Annotated in this window: 10 protein-coding genes; 5 read left to right on the top strand and 5 right to left on the bottom strand. The window is 68.3% G+C overall.

The features are described from left to right. Positions 1 to 10: 10 nt before the first annotated feature. Genes flhF through flhB form a run of 3 tightly spaced genes read right to left on the bottom strand, consistent with a single transcriptional unit; the run spans position 11 to position 4,983 of the window. A complete protein-coding gene (flhF, locus tag OY559_RS11345) occupies positions 11 to 1,726 on the bottom strand; it encodes a flagellar biosynthesis GTPase FlhF (protein ID WP_277726368.1) in 1,716 nt (571 codons plus the stop codon). A gap of 48 nt (positions 1,727 to 1,774) precedes the next feature. Continuing rightward, on the bottom strand, positions 1,775 to 3,856 hold the full coding sequence (gene flhA, locus OY559_RS11340) for a flagellar biosynthesis protein FlhA (RefSeq protein WP_277726367.1): 2,082 nt from the start codon (positions 3,854 to 3,856) through the stop codon (positions 1,775 to 1,777). Continuing rightward, a complete protein-coding gene (gene flhB / locus OY559_RS11335) occupies positions 3,853 to 4,983 on the bottom strand; it encodes a flagellar biosynthesis protein FlhB (RefSeq protein ID WP_277726366.1) in 1,131 nt (376 codons plus the stop codon). The genes flhA and flhB overlap by 4 nt, the downstream gene beginning before the upstream one ends. Before the next feature lie 111 nt (positions 4,984 to 5,094). Here flhB and OY559_RS11330 point away from each other — a divergent pair, with 111 nt between their 5' ends. From OY559_RS11330 to OY559_RS11315, 4 genes are all read left to right on the top strand, one after another. After that, positions 5,095 to 5,487: a hypothetical protein gene (locus OY559_RS11330; protein ID WP_277726365.1), complete on the top strand. Its 393-nt coding sequence runs from the start codon at positions 5,095 to 5,097 to the stop codon at positions 5,485 to 5,487. 62 nt (positions 5,488 to 5,549) lie between these two features. Continuing rightward, the gene (locus OY559_RS11325; protein WP_277726364.1) at positions 5,550 to 6,839 is read left to right on the top strand and encodes a TolC family protein; all 1,290 of its coding nucleotides are present in this window, start codon (positions 5,550 to 5,552) and stop codon (positions 6,837 to 6,839) included. Next, positions 6,836 to 8,113, top strand: a complete 1,278-nt coding sequence (locus OY559_RS11320; protein ID WP_277726363.1) for an efflux RND transporter periplasmic adaptor subunit — start codon at positions 6,836 to 6,838, stop codon at positions 8,111 to 8,113. The genes OY559_RS11325 and OY559_RS11320 overlap by 4 nt, the downstream gene beginning before the upstream one ends. 25 nt (positions 8,114 to 8,138) lie before the next feature. After that, entirely contained in the window at positions 8,139 to 11,294 is a 3,156-nt protein-coding gene (locus tag OY559_RS11315; RefSeq protein WP_277729988.1) for an efflux RND transporter permease subunit, read from the top strand. An 827-nt stretch (positions 11,295 to 12,121) separates the two neighbouring features. On the opposite strand, the gene OY559_RS11310 is transcribed toward OY559_RS11315, so the two are convergent. Continuing rightward, entirely contained in the window at positions 12,122 to 13,105 is a 984-nt protein-coding gene (locus OY559_RS11310; protein ID WP_277726362.1) for a GGDEF domain-containing protein, read from the bottom strand. Between the two features lie 267 nt (positions 13,106 to 13,372). Between OY559_RS11310 and OY559_RS11305 the strand changes: the two genes are divergently transcribed. After that, entirely contained in the window at positions 13,373 to 14,002 is a 630-nt protein-coding gene (locus OY559_RS11305) for a hypothetical protein (RefSeq protein ID WP_277726361.1), read from the top strand. A gap of 83 nt (positions 14,003 to 14,085) precedes the next feature. On the opposite strand, the gene OY559_RS11300 is transcribed toward OY559_RS11305, so the two are convergent. Then, entirely contained in the window at positions 14,086 to 14,358 is a 273-nt protein-coding gene (locus OY559_RS11300) for a hypothetical protein (RefSeq protein WP_277726360.1), read from the bottom strand. Between the last annotated feature and the right edge of the window lie 47 nt (positions 14,359 to 14,405).

Raw genomic sequence — 14,405 nt, 5'->3', positions numbered from 1 at the left:
CAACAGGTGGTCAGGCGACATGGGTGGCCTCGGTCGAGCAGGGTTCGTCGGCTTCGCGGCGCAGCTGGTCCAGCCGCAGCACGAGGTGGGCGCTGTTGGCGCGGTGGAGATCGTGGGGAACGCGCTGGCCGTCGGTCACCCAGGTCATCGGCAACTGGTGGTCCACGACCACCGACAGGGCGCTGCCCAGGCGGCCGGTCTCGTCCAGCTTGGTCAGCACCACGCCTTGCGGCTGCACGCTGCTGAAGCGACGGACCACTTCGTCCAGGTCGGAGAAGTGCGAATTGGCGGGCAGGCACAGCAGGGTCTTCACCTGGCCCGATGCGCGCAGCCAGTTGAGCTGGCCCACCAGGTTGCGGTCGCGCTGGCCGAGGCCGGCGGTATCGATCAGCACCAGCTTGTAGTCGCGCAGGCGCTCCAGCACCAGGGCGAGGGCTTGCGCGCTGTCGGCCTCGTGCACGGCGATGCCGAGCTGGCGGCCGTAGCCGTGCAATTGTTCGCGACCACCCACCCGTACCGTATCGGTGGTGATCAGCGCCACGTCGCGTGCGTTGTAGCGCTGCGCGAAGCAGGCGGCGAGCTTGGCGATGGTGGTGGTCTTGCCGGCGCCGGTGGGGCCCACCAGCGCGATGACGCCACCGGTTTCCAGCAGGTCGGTGTCGACCACCGGCAGCTTCTTGGACAGCAGGCCCAGCATCAGGCCGCGGCCGCGATGCGGTTCCGTGTCGGCGGGAATCTGCAGGGCGATGTCGCGGGTGATGCCGGCGTCGAAGCCGTAGTCTTCCATCAGCTCCATCGCCTGCATGCGCACCGGCGAACCGCGCAGGCGTTCATCGGTGAGGCGGTGCATCTCGCGCTCGATCATCTCGCGCATGGCGGACAGTTCGCCGCGCATCTGCACGAGTTGTTCGTCGCTCTCGCGCGCCTGGGCGGCGTTGTCGGCCACCACCGTCAGCGTGGGCACGGTGACCGCCGTGGGCGGCGCCGGAGGCGTGGCGGCAATGGCGCGATGGGCGTGCAGGGGCGCGATGACGGATGCAGCGGGTTCCGGCTCCGGCAGCGACATCGGCGGCGCGATGGAGGGCAGCAGCGCATCCAGGTCCAGGGTGTCGTCGGCCTCCTGGCGGATCGAGGCAGCGCGGCGCGGCGCGGCCGGCGCGTCATCCAGCGGCCGCGCCGGTTCATTGGCGGGCAGCGCCGGCAGGCACGCGGCCAGCTTGGCGGCAAAAGAAGTGGGCTCGATCAACGTGGGAGCGGCATGCCGGGTTGGCGGGCTCGCCTCGTGACGTGCGGGAGCTTCGTTGGCGGGCGCGATCGGCGCGCTGGACGCGGGTGTGCGTGGCGACGGGGTGGCTGGCGCGGCGGCCTGGGCCGGTTGCGCAGGGGCCTCGGCGCGGGCCGGCGCAGCCGGTGTCTGCCGACGTGCGAAGTAGTGCGCGGCGGCCTCCGCGGGCGAGAGGGCGGACGTCACCGCGGATGCCGCGTCCTGTCGTGCGGGCGTCGCCGGATCGAGTAGCGGATGCATCGGCGCATGGGCGGTGCCGGACGGACGCATCGCTTCCAGCGTGCGCTGCACGAGCGCTTCGTCGTAGTTGCTGGCCGCGACGATTTCGATCCCATCCTCGGTCACGCGGTTGGACAGGATCACCGCATCCGGGCCGTGCTCCTGGCGGACCATGGCGAAGGCGGTGCGCATGTCGGGGGCAACGAAGCGTTTGATTTTCATGGCGTGCTATCCGGTTCGATGTCGCGTCGGGTTCTGCTGCTCCCGGTCTCAGCTGATCGTGCCGACCAGCTTCAACCGTTTGTCCTCGGGAACCTCGCTGTAGGCCAGCACCGACAGCGAGGGGACGCTGTGGCGGACCAGGCGGGCGAGGGCGGCGCGGACCGATCCCGGTACCAGCACCACCGCAGGCTCGCTGCGGGCTTCCTGCTTGTTCACCACGTCGGCGAGGCTCTGGTGCAGGCGTTCCGCCAGTCCCGGTTCCAGCGCCGCGCCGGTTCCCTGGGTGCTGTCCTGCAAGACGCGTTCCAGATTCGGCGCCAAGGTGTAGACGGGCAGTTCCGGCGCCATGCCCGAGATCTCCTGCACGATGAAGCGGCCCAGCGAGGTCCGCACCGCCGCGGTGAGTGCGGCCGGATCGGCGTTCTGCGGGGCGAACTCGACCAGCGCTTCGACGATGCGGCGCAGCTGGCGTATCGGCACGCGCTCGATCAGCAGGTTCTGCAGCACGCGCACCACCGTGGCCAGCGGCAGCGCCTTGGGCGTGAGGTCTTCGACCAGCTTCGGCGCGCTGCGGCCCAGCTGCGACAGCAGTTGCTGCACTTCCTCGTGGCCCAGCAGTTCGGGGGCGTGTTCGCGCACCAGGTGCGAGAGGTGGGTGGCCATCACGGTAGCCGGATCGACCACGGTGTAACCCAGCGACTCGGCGGTGGCCTTCTGGTGCGACTGGATCCATACGGCATCCAGCCCGAACGCCGGGTCCTTGCCCGGAATGCCGTCGATGCTGCCGAACGCACCGCCCGGGTCCAGCGCCAGTTCGCGGTCCGGGTGGATCTCGGCTGACGCCACCGGCACGCCGTGCACCAGCAGGCGATAGCCATTCGACGGAAGTTCGAGGTTGTCGCGGATGTGCACCGGCGGCACCAGGAAGCCGAGGTCCTGGGTCAGCTTGCGGCGCACGGCCTTGATGCGGGACATCAGTTCGCCGCCCTGGTTCTTGTCGACCAGCGGGATCAGCCTGTAGCCGACTTCCAGGCCCAGCGGATCGACCGGGCGCAGTTCGTCCCAGGTCAACTCGGCGTTGCGGTCGGGCGCACCCGGAGCGGGCAAGGCCGCCAGGTCGCCAGCGGCCGCTTCGGGGCTTTCCTGGGTCCGCTTCCACATTTTCCAGGCCAGGTAGCCCAGACCGGCGGCGAGCGTCAAAAAGGCGACGTTGGGCATGCCGGGCACCAGGCCGACCAGGCCCAGCACGCCGGCCGACACGGCCAGCGCCTTGTGCTGGCCGAAGGCCTGGCCCATCACCGCCTGGCCCATGTCCTGCGAGCGCGAGGCGCGCGTCACCAGCATGGCGACCGAGGACGAGACCAGCAGGGCGGGCAGCTGCGCGACCAGGCCGTCGCCGATGGACAGCAGCGTGTACGTGGACGCGGCGTCGCTTGCCGCCATGCCGTGCTGGAACATGCCCACGGCAAAGCCGCCGACCAGGTTGATGAACAGGATCAGGATGCCGGCGATGGCGTCGCCGCGGATGAACTTGTTGGCACCGTCCATCGCGCCGTAGAAGTCGGCTTCCTCGCGCACTTCCTCGCGCCGGGCCTTGGCTTCCTCGCGGGTCAGGATGCCGGCGTTGAGGTCGGCGTCGATGGCCATCTGCTTGCCGGGCATCGCATCCAGGATGAAGCGGGCCGACACTTCCGAGATGCGCCCCGCGCCCTTGGTGATCACCACGAAGTTGATGATGGTCAGGATGGCGAACACCACGATGCCGACCGCGTAGTTGCCGCCCACCACGAATTCGCCGAACGCGGCGATGACCTTGCCTGCGGCGTCATGGCCGTTCTGTCCGTTGAGCAGGATCACCCGGGTGGAGGCCACGTTCAGCGCCAGGCGCAGCATCGTGGTCATCAGCAGGATGATGGGGAAGATGGTGAAGTCGAGTGGCCGCTTCACGTACACCACGGCCAGAAGCACCACCAGCGAGATGGCGATGTTGAAGCTGAAGAGCGCATCCAGCACCGGCGGTGCCAGCGGCACCACGATCATGGCCAGCAGCGCCAGCACGACCAGGGGGGCGCCGAGGCCGTTCTTCAGCATCTCCATCCAGCGTATGCCGCCGACGGGCTGCGCGCTCATGCCTTGCCCCCGTGCTCATCCACGTCCACCGCGGGCAGGTCGGGCAGGGGGGCCTCGCCCACGCGCCAGGCACGCAGCTGGTACACGTAGGACAGGATCTGGGCGACGGCGGCGTAGAGTCTCACGGGGATTTCCCGGCCAAGTTGGCCTTCCCGATACAAGGCGCGTGCCAGAGGGGGCGCCGAAACGATGGCGATGCGGTGCGCATCGGCCACTTCGCGGATGCGCATCGCGAGCTCGTCCACGCCCTTGGCGACCACGGTGGGCGCGCCCATCTGGCCGGTCTGGTACTTCAGCGCCACCGCGTAGTGGGTCGGATTGACCACGATCACGTCGGCCTGGGGCACGTCTTCCATCATCCGGCGCTGCGAGAGCTGGTGCTGCATCTGGCGGATGCGGCCCTTGACCTCGGGGCTGCCCTCGCTTTCCTTCATTTCCTCGCGGAGTTGCTGGCGTGTCATCTTCAGTTTCCGCAGCCAGTTCCACTTCTGGTACGGCGCGTCGATGGCGGCCAGCAGGATCAGGCCCCCGGTGGTCGCCAGCAGCAGGGTGCTGGTGAACTTAAGGCCGCTGCGCACGGCCTGTTCCAGCGGCATGGTCAGCAGTTCCCGCAACGGGTTCAGGCCCAGCTTCACGCAGATCGCCGCCGCGCCGCCGATAAGGACGACGCGCAGCAGCGATTTCAACAGTTCGGCCACGCTCTCGGCGCCATACAGCCGCTTGAGGCCGGCGGCCGGGCTGAGGCGCTTGAAGTCCGGCATCAGGGCCTTCTGCGAGAACTGGAAGCCGCTCATCGCGATCGGTGCGGCCAGGCCGGCCAGCACGCAGATGCCGGCCACCGGCGCGACCACCGCCAGCAGCTTCAGCAGCAGCAGGCCGACATGCCCGAACAGCTGGTCCGGCTGGCGCATCAGCGCGGGGTCGGGCGTCAGCGCGATCTTCATCCAGCCCAGCGTGTCGCGTGCCAGGCCCGGGCCCATCGCGATGATCGCCAGCACGCCGGCCCCGAAGACGGCCGCCGTCGCCAGCTCGCGCGAACGCGGGATGTTGCCCTGTTCACGGGCCTCGCGGCGTCGTTTTTCGGTAGGGAGTTCTGTGCGTTCGCCGCTTTCGTCCTGCTCAGACATGGCGCGTTTCCGACGGGGTCGGAGGAGGCACTGCAAGACCTGTTCCATTCCGCGGCCGCAACGCGACGTGGAATTGTCTAACGCCGTTGGCTGCCGCTAGGATGCGAACCGATGCTCCGTCTTCTCCGCCGCCACTGCCTCCGGTTGCTGCGCCTGCCCGCGCTGGCGGTGCTGTTGCTGGCCGTGCTGGCGAACCCGGTACTGGCCTCGCTGGGCGACCTGCACGAGCTGGGCAGTGGTGGCGACCATCTGCATGCGGTCAGCGAACATGCGGGTGAATCCGCAGGCGACGACCACGATCACGCGGATGGGGAGGCGGGCGAAGGCGATCTTCTGCACGCCCTGATGCACGCCAGCCACTGCTGCGGCCACCTGAACGCCATCGTGCCTGCGGCGATGCGCGTGCCTGCCATGAAACTGCTTTCCGCCGCGCCTGTCGCGGCCACGATGCCGGTGCCACGCGCACCCGTCAGCTTGTTGCTGCGTCCTCCGATCATCGCCTGATGCCCGCACCGGGCTGACGTCCTGTCGCCCGCGTTCCATCACCGACTTCCCGGAGAATTCCCATGTGGTTGCGACTGGCGGCATTGGCCGCCTTCGCGATCGCGCCGTGCGTGCATGCGCAGGTGCCATCGCCCGCTGTATCCCCCGAAACACTGACGCTGGATGACGCCATCGCGCGCGTCGCCCGCGCCCATCCCGATCTGCGCCTGTTCGGCGCCCGCACCGAGGTGCTGCTCGCCGAGCGCGACGCCGCGCTCCTGCGCCCGGCGTTGAGCGCCGGCATCCAGGTGGAGAACGCGCTGGGCACGGGCGACGCCCGCGGCTTCTCCGCGGCCGAACTCACCCTGACACTGGCCGGCGTGCTTGAACGCGGCGGCAAGCTGGATGCCCGTCGCACGCTGGCGCAGGCGCGCATCGATGCCCTGTCCGTGCAGCGCGAGGCACAGCGCCTCGACCTGCTGGCTGAAGTGGCGCGCCGCTATCTGGCCGTCACCGCCGCGCACGCGCACCACGGGATCGCCGTGCAGGACATCGCGCAACGCCGCCGCACCGTGGCGGCCGCACGGCAGCGTCTGCAGGCGGGGGCGTCGCCGGAATCGGTGGTGCTCACCGCACAGGCGGCACTGGCGCGCGCGGAAATGACGCTCGCACGCGCCGCGCAGCAGCAGGATGCCGCGCGCCAGCATCTGGCGGCCCTGTGGGGCGAGCGCGCGCCACGGTTCGCGGTGGCGTCGGGCGATCCGTTGACGCTGCCGGCCATCGACGACATGCAGGCCTTGGCCACGTTGCTGGAAGGCACGCCGGAACTTGCCCAGTTCGCCGATGAACATCGCCTGCGCGAAGCCCGCCTGCGCCTGGCGCGCAGCACCGCGACACCCGACCTCGACTGGCAGGTCGGCGTGCGCCGGCTGCAGGAAAGCGGCGACACGGCACTGGTCGGCAGTGTGTCGCTGCCATTGGGAAGCACGCACCGGGCCGGGCCGGAGATCCGAGCCGCAGAAGCCGATCTGGCCGCGCTTGCTATCGAACGCGAATCGCGCGACATCGCCCTGTACGCCACGCTCGCCGACGCCCACGGTCGCTACCGCGTTTCGCAACTCGAAGTGCAGCGCGTGCGCGACGACGTGCTGCCACGCCTGATGCGTGCCGAACAGGCGGCGGAGCGCGCTTACCGCGCCGGCGCCATCAGTTACCTGGAATGGGCGCAGCTGCAATCCGAGACCACGTCCACGCGGCGCCAGCAACTCGAGGCGGCGCTTGAAGCACACCGCGCGCTGATCGAACTCCAGCGCCTGACCGGGCAGGCCCTCGTGGCCCAGCCCGCCATCCATGAACAAGGAAGCACGCCATGATCCTGCGAACACTCACTGGCGCACTTGCGCTTTCCCTGGTGCTGGCAGGCTGCGACGGTGCCACCGACGGCACAGCCACTGACAGCGTCGCCACGGACGGGCACGGCCACGAAGAAGAGGGTGCGCACGATCAGGCCGAGGCGGCACGCGGCGAACACGGCGGCCGCCTGTTGAAGAAGGACGGCTTCACCATCGAACTGGCCATCGCGGAAACGGGCACGCCACCGACGTACCAGGCCTGGCTTTACCGCGACGGCAAGCCCCTGCCCGCAGACTCTGGCAGCGTCGAAGTCCGCCTTGTCCGCCTGGGCGGCGTGCGCGAGACGCATGTGCTGACACCACAGCCGGACGGCAGCCTGTTGGCGAAGACGGTGGTGGGCGAGCCGCATTCCTTCGATGTGGAAATCGTGGCGCAGGTCGAAGGCGAACCGTTGCGCTGGACGTACGACAGCTACGAAGGCCGCACCACTATCGCCGCGAAGATCGCCGGGGAATCCGGCATCCGCGTGGCCCCGGCGCGGGCCGGCACCATCGCCGACGAGCATGAAGTGCAGGGATTGCTCACGCCGGTGGAAGGTCGCGTGGCCAACATCGCCGCGCGCTTCCCTGGTCCCATCCGCCGGCTTGCGGCCAATGTGGGCGACCGCGTGCAGGCCGGGCAGACCGTGGCCACCGTGGAAAGCAATCTCAGCCTGACCCCTTACGCGATCACGTCGCCGATCACCGGCGTCGTGCTGGCACGCCACGCCACCGTCGGCAGCGTGGCGGGGGAAGGCGCCACGCTGTTCGAGGTGGCCGACCTGTCCACGCTGTGGGTGGACCTGCACATCTTCGGTGCCGACGCGCAGCACATCGTGCCGGGCGTACCGGTGACGGTGACGCGGTTGAGCGACGGGGCCACCCTGCAGACCACGCTGGAACGCGTGTTGCCGGGAACGGCCACGGCCAGCCAGAGCACCGTCGCCCGGGCCACCCTGGAAAACGCGGATGGCCTGTGGCGCCCGGGTTCCGCGGTCAAGGCGCGCATCACCGTGGAGCAGCAGCCGGCGGCGCTGGTGGTGCCGGTCGCCGCGCTGCAGACGTTCCGCGACTGGGAGGTGGTGTTCGTGCGCGTGGGCGACACGTACGAAGTGCGGCCGGTCGAACTCGGCAAGCGCGATGCGCAGCAGGTGGAAGTGCTGTCCGGCCTGAACGCCGGCGACCAGGTGGTCGTCGAGCAGAGTTACCTGGTGAAGGCCGACATCGAGAAATCGGGGGCATCGCATGACCATTGAACGATCCCTTCCGGCATCGCGCGGCATGCTGGAACGCATCCTGCGCTTCGCCATCGCGCACCGCTGGCTGATGATGGCGCTGACGTTGGCACTGGTGGTGGTCGGCGCCTGGAGTTTCAGCAGGCTGCCGATCGACGTCACGCCGGACATCACCAACGTGCAGGTGCAGATCAACACGCAGGTGGATGGGTATTCGCCGCTGGAAGCGGAACAGCGCGTGACGTACCCCATCGAGACGGCGCTGGCCGGACTGCCGGGGCTGGACTATACGCGTTCGATCTCGCGCTACGGCCTGTCGCAGGTGACGGTGGTGTTCAAGGACGGCACCGATCTCTACTTCGCCCGCCAGCAGGTGGGCGAACGCCTCCAGCAGGTGAAGTCGCAGCTGCCCTCGGGGCTCGAACCCGAGATGGGGCCCATCGCCACCGGCATGGGCGAGATCTTCATGTACACGGTCGACGCCAGCGCAGAGGCCCGCAAGCCGGATGGTACGCCGTACACCGCCACCGACCTGCGCACGCTGCAGGACTGGGTGGTGCGGCCACAGCTGCGCAACGTGCCGGGCGTGACCGAGGTCAACACGATCGGCGGGTTCGCGCGGCAGATCCACATCACGCCGGACCCGGCGCGCCTGGTCGCGCTCGGCTTCACGCTGCACGACGTGGTGCAGGCGGTGGCCAGCAACAACCAGAACGTGGGCGCGGGCTACATCGAACGCAACGGCCAGCAGTTCCTGGTGCGCGCGCCGGGCCAGGTGGCCGACCTGGAGGGTATCCGCGACATCGTGCTGGACCGCCGCGAAGGCGTGCCGATCCGCGTGCGCGACGTGGCGCAGGTGGGCGAGGGGCCGGAGCTGCGGACGGGCGCGGCAACGATGGACGGCAAGGAAGTCGTGCTGGGCACCACCTTCATGCTGATCGGTGCCAACAGCCGCGACGTGGCGCAGGCCGTGGCTGCACGCCTGGCCGACGCCAACCGCAGCCTGCCCGCGGGTGTGCGCGCCGAGGCGATGTACGACCGCACCTCGCTGGTGGACCGCACCATCCGCACGGTGGCGAAGAATCTGGTGGAAGGTGCGGTGCTGGTGATCGTGGTGCTGTTCCTGTTGCTGGGCAACGTACGCGCGGCGCTGATCACCGCGGCGGTGATCCCGCTCGCCATGTTGTTCACGCTGACCGGCATGGTGCGCGGTGGCGTGTCGGGCAACCTGATGAGCCTGGGAGCGCTGGATTTCGGCCTGATCGTGGATGGCGCCGTCATCATCATCGAGAACTGCCTGCGCCGCTTCGGCGACCTGCAGCATGCGCTGGGTCGCCTGCTGACGGATGAGGAGCGCCTCGACGCCACCGCGTCGGCGACGGCGGAAGTCATCCGGCCCAGCCTGTTCGGCCTGGGCATCATCACCGCCGTGTACCTGCCGATCTTCGCGCTCACCGGCGTGGAGGGAAAGATGTTCCACCCCATGGCGATCACCGTGGTGCTGGCGCTGACCGGTGCGATGGTGCTGTCGCTGACCTTCGTGCCGGCGGCCGTCGCGCTGTTCATGCGCGGCCGCGTGCAGGAGAAGGAAACCCGCGTGATGCAGGGGGCGCGACGTGCGTACGCGCCGGCGCTGGCATGGGCGCTGCGTCGGCGCCTGCCGGTCGGCGCGGGTGCCGCGTCGCTGGTCGTGGTGTGCGGGCTGCTCGCCACCCGCCTGGGCACCGAGTTCGTGCCCAGCCTGGACGAAGGCGACATCGCCATGCATGCCATGCGCATTCCCGGCACCAGCCTGGACCAGGCGGTGCGCATGCAGGCGACGCTCGAAGCGCGGATCACGCAGTTCCCGGAGGTGCACCGCGTGTTCGGCAAGCTGGGGACGGCGGAAGTGGCCACCGATCCGATGCCGCCGTCGGTGGCGGATACCTTCATCATGCTCAAGCCGCGCGACGAATGGCCTGATCCCCGCAAATCCAAGGCCGCGCTGGTGGCGGAGATCGAGCGCGCGGTGCTGCAGATTCCCGGCAACAACTACGAGTTCACCCAGCCCATCCAGATGCGCATGAACGAGCTGATATCAGGCGTTCGCGCGGACGTGGCCATCAAGGTCTACGGTGACGATCTGGATGCCCTGGTGGAACTGGGTGAGCAGATCGAACGCGTGGCGAAAGCCGTCGACGGTGCGGCCGATGTACGGTTGGAGCAGGCGACGGGACTGCCCTTGCTGACGATCACGCCGGATCGCCAGGCGCTGATCCGCTACGGGCTCAATCCCGGCGACGTGCAGCACACCGTGGCCACCGCCGTGGGCGGTGAAGTGGCAGGGCAGCTGTTCGAAGGCGACCGTCGTTTCGACATCGTCGTGCGCCTGCCCGAGGCGTTGCGCCAGGATCCGGCTGCGCTGCACGACCTGCCCATCCCGTTGGGACGCAGCGACAACCAGGACGAATCCACCCGCTCCGCGGCGTGGGGTTCCGGCACGCCGGGCACGGTGCCGCTGCGCGAAGTCGCGAAAATCGGGACCACACTGGGGCCGAACCAGATCAACCGCGAGAACGGCAAGCGCCGGGTGGTGGTGACGGCCAACGTGCGTGGCCGCGACCTGGGCGGATTCGTCGCAGGGTTGCGGGAAAGGATCGACGCGGAGGTGCAGGTGCCGGCCGGCTACTGGGTGGACTATGGCGGCACGTTCGAGCAGTTGATCTCGGCAAGCCGGCGCCTGGCGGTCGTGGTGCCGGTGACGCTGGTGGTGATCTTCGCGCTGCTGTTCTGGGCATTCGGCTCGGCGAAGGACGCCGCCATCGTGTTCACCGGTGTGCCGTTGGCGCTGACCGGTGGCGTGGTGGCACTGGCGTTGCGCGGCTTGCCGCTCTCCATTTCGGCCGGCGTAGGCTTCATCGCGCTGTCGGGCGTGGCGGTGCTGAACGGGTTGGTGATGATCGCCTTCATCCGCAAGCTGCGCGAGCAGGGAACTCCGCTCGACACGGCTGTCGTCGACGGTGCGCTCGGTCGCCTGCGCCCGGTACTGATGACCGCATTGGTGGCATCGCTGGGCTTCCTGCCGATGGCGCTCAATGTCGGCGCGGGATCGGAGGTGCAGCGGCCGCTCGCCACGGTGGTGATCGGGGGCATCGTCTCGTCCACGCTGCTGACCTTGCTGGTGTTGCCGGTGCTCTACCGGTGGTGGTGGAGCAGGAAATGAGCGGATCGATCCCGGCCGGGTGATCCAGACCCCGTCATTCCAGCGAATCGGCTGATCCCGATCCGGTCATTCCAGCGAAGGCTGGAATCCATTGCCTGTGAGTGCCGGGATTTCCAGGGCAAGAGCAGATGGGTCCCAGCGTTCGCTGGGACGACGGTAGGTGTCCGGTCGGCTGGTCCCGATCCCGTCATTCCAGCGAAGGCTGGAATCCATTGCCTGTGAGTGCCGGGATTTCCGAGGCAAGAGCAGATGGGTCCCAGCGTTCGCTGGGACGACGATAGGGGGCCGGCCGGCTGATCCCGATCCCGTCATTCCAGCGAAGGCTGGAATCCATTGCCTGTGAGTGCCGGGACTTCAAGAGCAAGAGCAGATGGGTCCCAGCGTTCGCTGGGACGACGGTGGGGAGACCGGTTGGATGATCCCGACCCCGTCATTCCAGCGAAGGCTGGAATCCATTGCCCGTGAGTGCCGGGACTTCCGTGGCAAGAGCAGATGGGTCCCAGCGTTCGCTGGGACGACGGTAGGGGTGCCGGCCGGCTGATCCCGATCCCGTCATTCCAGCGAAGGCTGGAATCCATTGCCTGTGAGTGCCGGGACTTTCGGGACAAGAGCAGATGGGTCCCAGCTTTCGCTGGGACGACGGTAGGGGTGCCGGCCGGCTGATCCTGATCCCGTCATTCCAGCGAAGGCTGGAATCCAATGCCGGTGAATGGCGGGACTTCCAGGGCAAGAGCAGATGGGTCCCAGCGTTCGCTGGGACGACGGCAGAGGAACCGGGGCGGTGAGGAGTGCGATGCCGCCGGTCGGCCACGCGATCCCACTCACGCCTAGAACAGGTCGTCGGCGATCACGTAGCTGTCGCGGCCGGCCGACTTGGCACGGTATAACGCGGCGTCCGCGCGCGAGAACCAGTCATGCCAGGTTTTCTCGTGTTCGCGCAGCAGGGCCGCGCCCAGCGAGATGGTGATGCGTCCACCCGGACCGCGCAGCGAGGCGCGCACGGCCTTGCGCAGCCGTTCGGTGGTGGTTTCGAGATCTTCGATGTTGTCCAGTTCCAGCAGGGCGACGAACTCTTCGCCACCGAAACGGAACACCTGGTCGTTGCGCCGCATTTCGAAACGCAGGATCGAGGCGAGGTCCGCAATGGCGGCATCGCCGGCCGCGTGCCCGTACTGGTCGTTGACGCCCTTGAAGTGGTCCAGGTCCAGGACGACCAGTCCGAAGCCGCATTCGCCGCGCTGGAAGCGATTGACTGCATCCGCCAGCGCGCGTTCCATGCTGCGCCGGTTGGGGACGCCGGTCAGTGCATCGATCGCGGCCAGTTTCTCCAGTCGTGCCCGGTCTCCCTGCGTGCGCTTGGCGAAGATGTACGAGAATCCGGTGATCAGCAGCACGCTGACCGCCACCGACGTGGCATGGAACCCGTCATGGAAGAAACCGGGAAGTAACTGCACGCCGACCAGGATGGCAAGGTTCGCGGACACCGCCAGCCAGCGGTTGGCGATGAAGAAGTTCGTCAGCAGGACCAGATAGATCCACGTCAGCGCCGTATGTCCCGCCAGCAGGCATGCCGCGAGCGTGCCTGCCGAGTTCAGCACGCACAGCACCACGCCGGCGCGCGTGCTGTCTCCGGTCCGCCATGCATAGAGCACCGGCAGCATGACGCCGGCGACGATCAGGAAGTCCAGCCAGGCAATGGCATGCTGCCCGCTGAGCCAGCGATAGACGCCGAAGACAGCGATGGTGACGCCCGTGATCGAGCCCAGCAGGACGATGATGTCGAGGCGGAAGTCGCGGCGGGTCGGCTTCATGACAAGGGCCGGATGCGCCCGGGGGCGGGATGCTTCTTCGTCGTTCAAACGTTCACGCGATCGCAGGAGGTTCGGCGGAGATGGGCCACCGCGCAGTGTAGGCGCTTGCCTGTGGGTGGGCGTGACCCATGTCACGCTTGGGTGCAACAGGTGGCCACGATCGGACGCAGTGAGCCGCCCCGATTCGCATCACGTTTCGCGCGGTGCGTCATTGCGTATTCAGTGCATCGCGCCAAGACTCCGTGCACCGCAACGGAGGAGCAGAGCATGAACATGTTGGCGCGCTGGGTAGTGGTGATGGCGGTTGCCGGAGCTGCGGTGGGAGGCGTCCAGCCCCTGCATGCGCAGACCGTGGGCTACAACATCCGGACGGGCGATGTGTGGGTCGATACCCGGCTGGGTGAGATCAACGACTATGGCCGCCGGTATCGTGACCCCTTCGTTTCCGAGATGGCCGGGTACTATGGCGCGCCCCGCTCGCTGGTTCTGGACCTGCTCGATCGTCGCGGTTGGGCGCCGGCCGATGTGTATTTCGCTTGCGCCATCGCGCGGGCGCTCGGCATTCCCTGCCTGGATGTGGTGCAACGCTATGAGCGCAATCCGGGCCAGGGCTGGGGCAACCTCGCCAAGCAGATGGGCATCAAGCCCGGCTCCCCGGCTTTCCACGCCCTGAAGAACGGCGCGGTGGGCACCTACGACCGCTGGGGCTATCCCATCCGCATCGACCAGCGCACCAGCGTGGACTGGTCCAAGCATGGTCCCGGCCAGGGCAAGCGTGCAGGCGCCGCGAAGCCTGCGCAGTCCAGCCAGGGCGGCAAGCCCGCCCATGCCGACCATCCCGGCAAGGGCAACAGCGGGAAGGGCAACGGAAACAAGGGTAACGGCCGCGACAAGTAGCCTTGCGCGCGTTGCCCGATCCCACGACAACGGCCGCCGATGCGGCCGTTGTCGTGTCTGTCATGCGATGGCACCCGTGGGCATCACGCAGCCTTGCAGCGCTTCACCCAGACCACGCCCAGCCCGAGGTTCAGCAGCATGCCGGCGATGGTCAATGCATAAGCCACCGTCGGTGTGCCGGCAAGGGAAAACAGGGTCAGCAGCGACCATGGCAGGGCGAGCAGCCAGGCGAATGAGTGCGCCAGTGGGTCGGGCTGCAGTCCCAGCAGTCGATGGTCGGAGACGTGGATGAGTCCCAGCGCGCCAAGGCAGCACAGCAGATAGAAAACGAGCAGAACCCAGGAGGTGGCGCGCATGGGGATTCCTTGCGCAACAGCGGGCGCGATCGGCATGACACCTGGAA

Source organism: Pseudoxanthomonas sp. SE1, assembly GCF_029542205.1.
GTDB lineage: Bacteria > Pseudomonadota > Gammaproteobacteria > Xanthomonadales > Xanthomonadaceae > Pseudoxanthomonas_A.
This window is presented reverse-complemented; position numbering and strand designations above follow the sequence as displayed.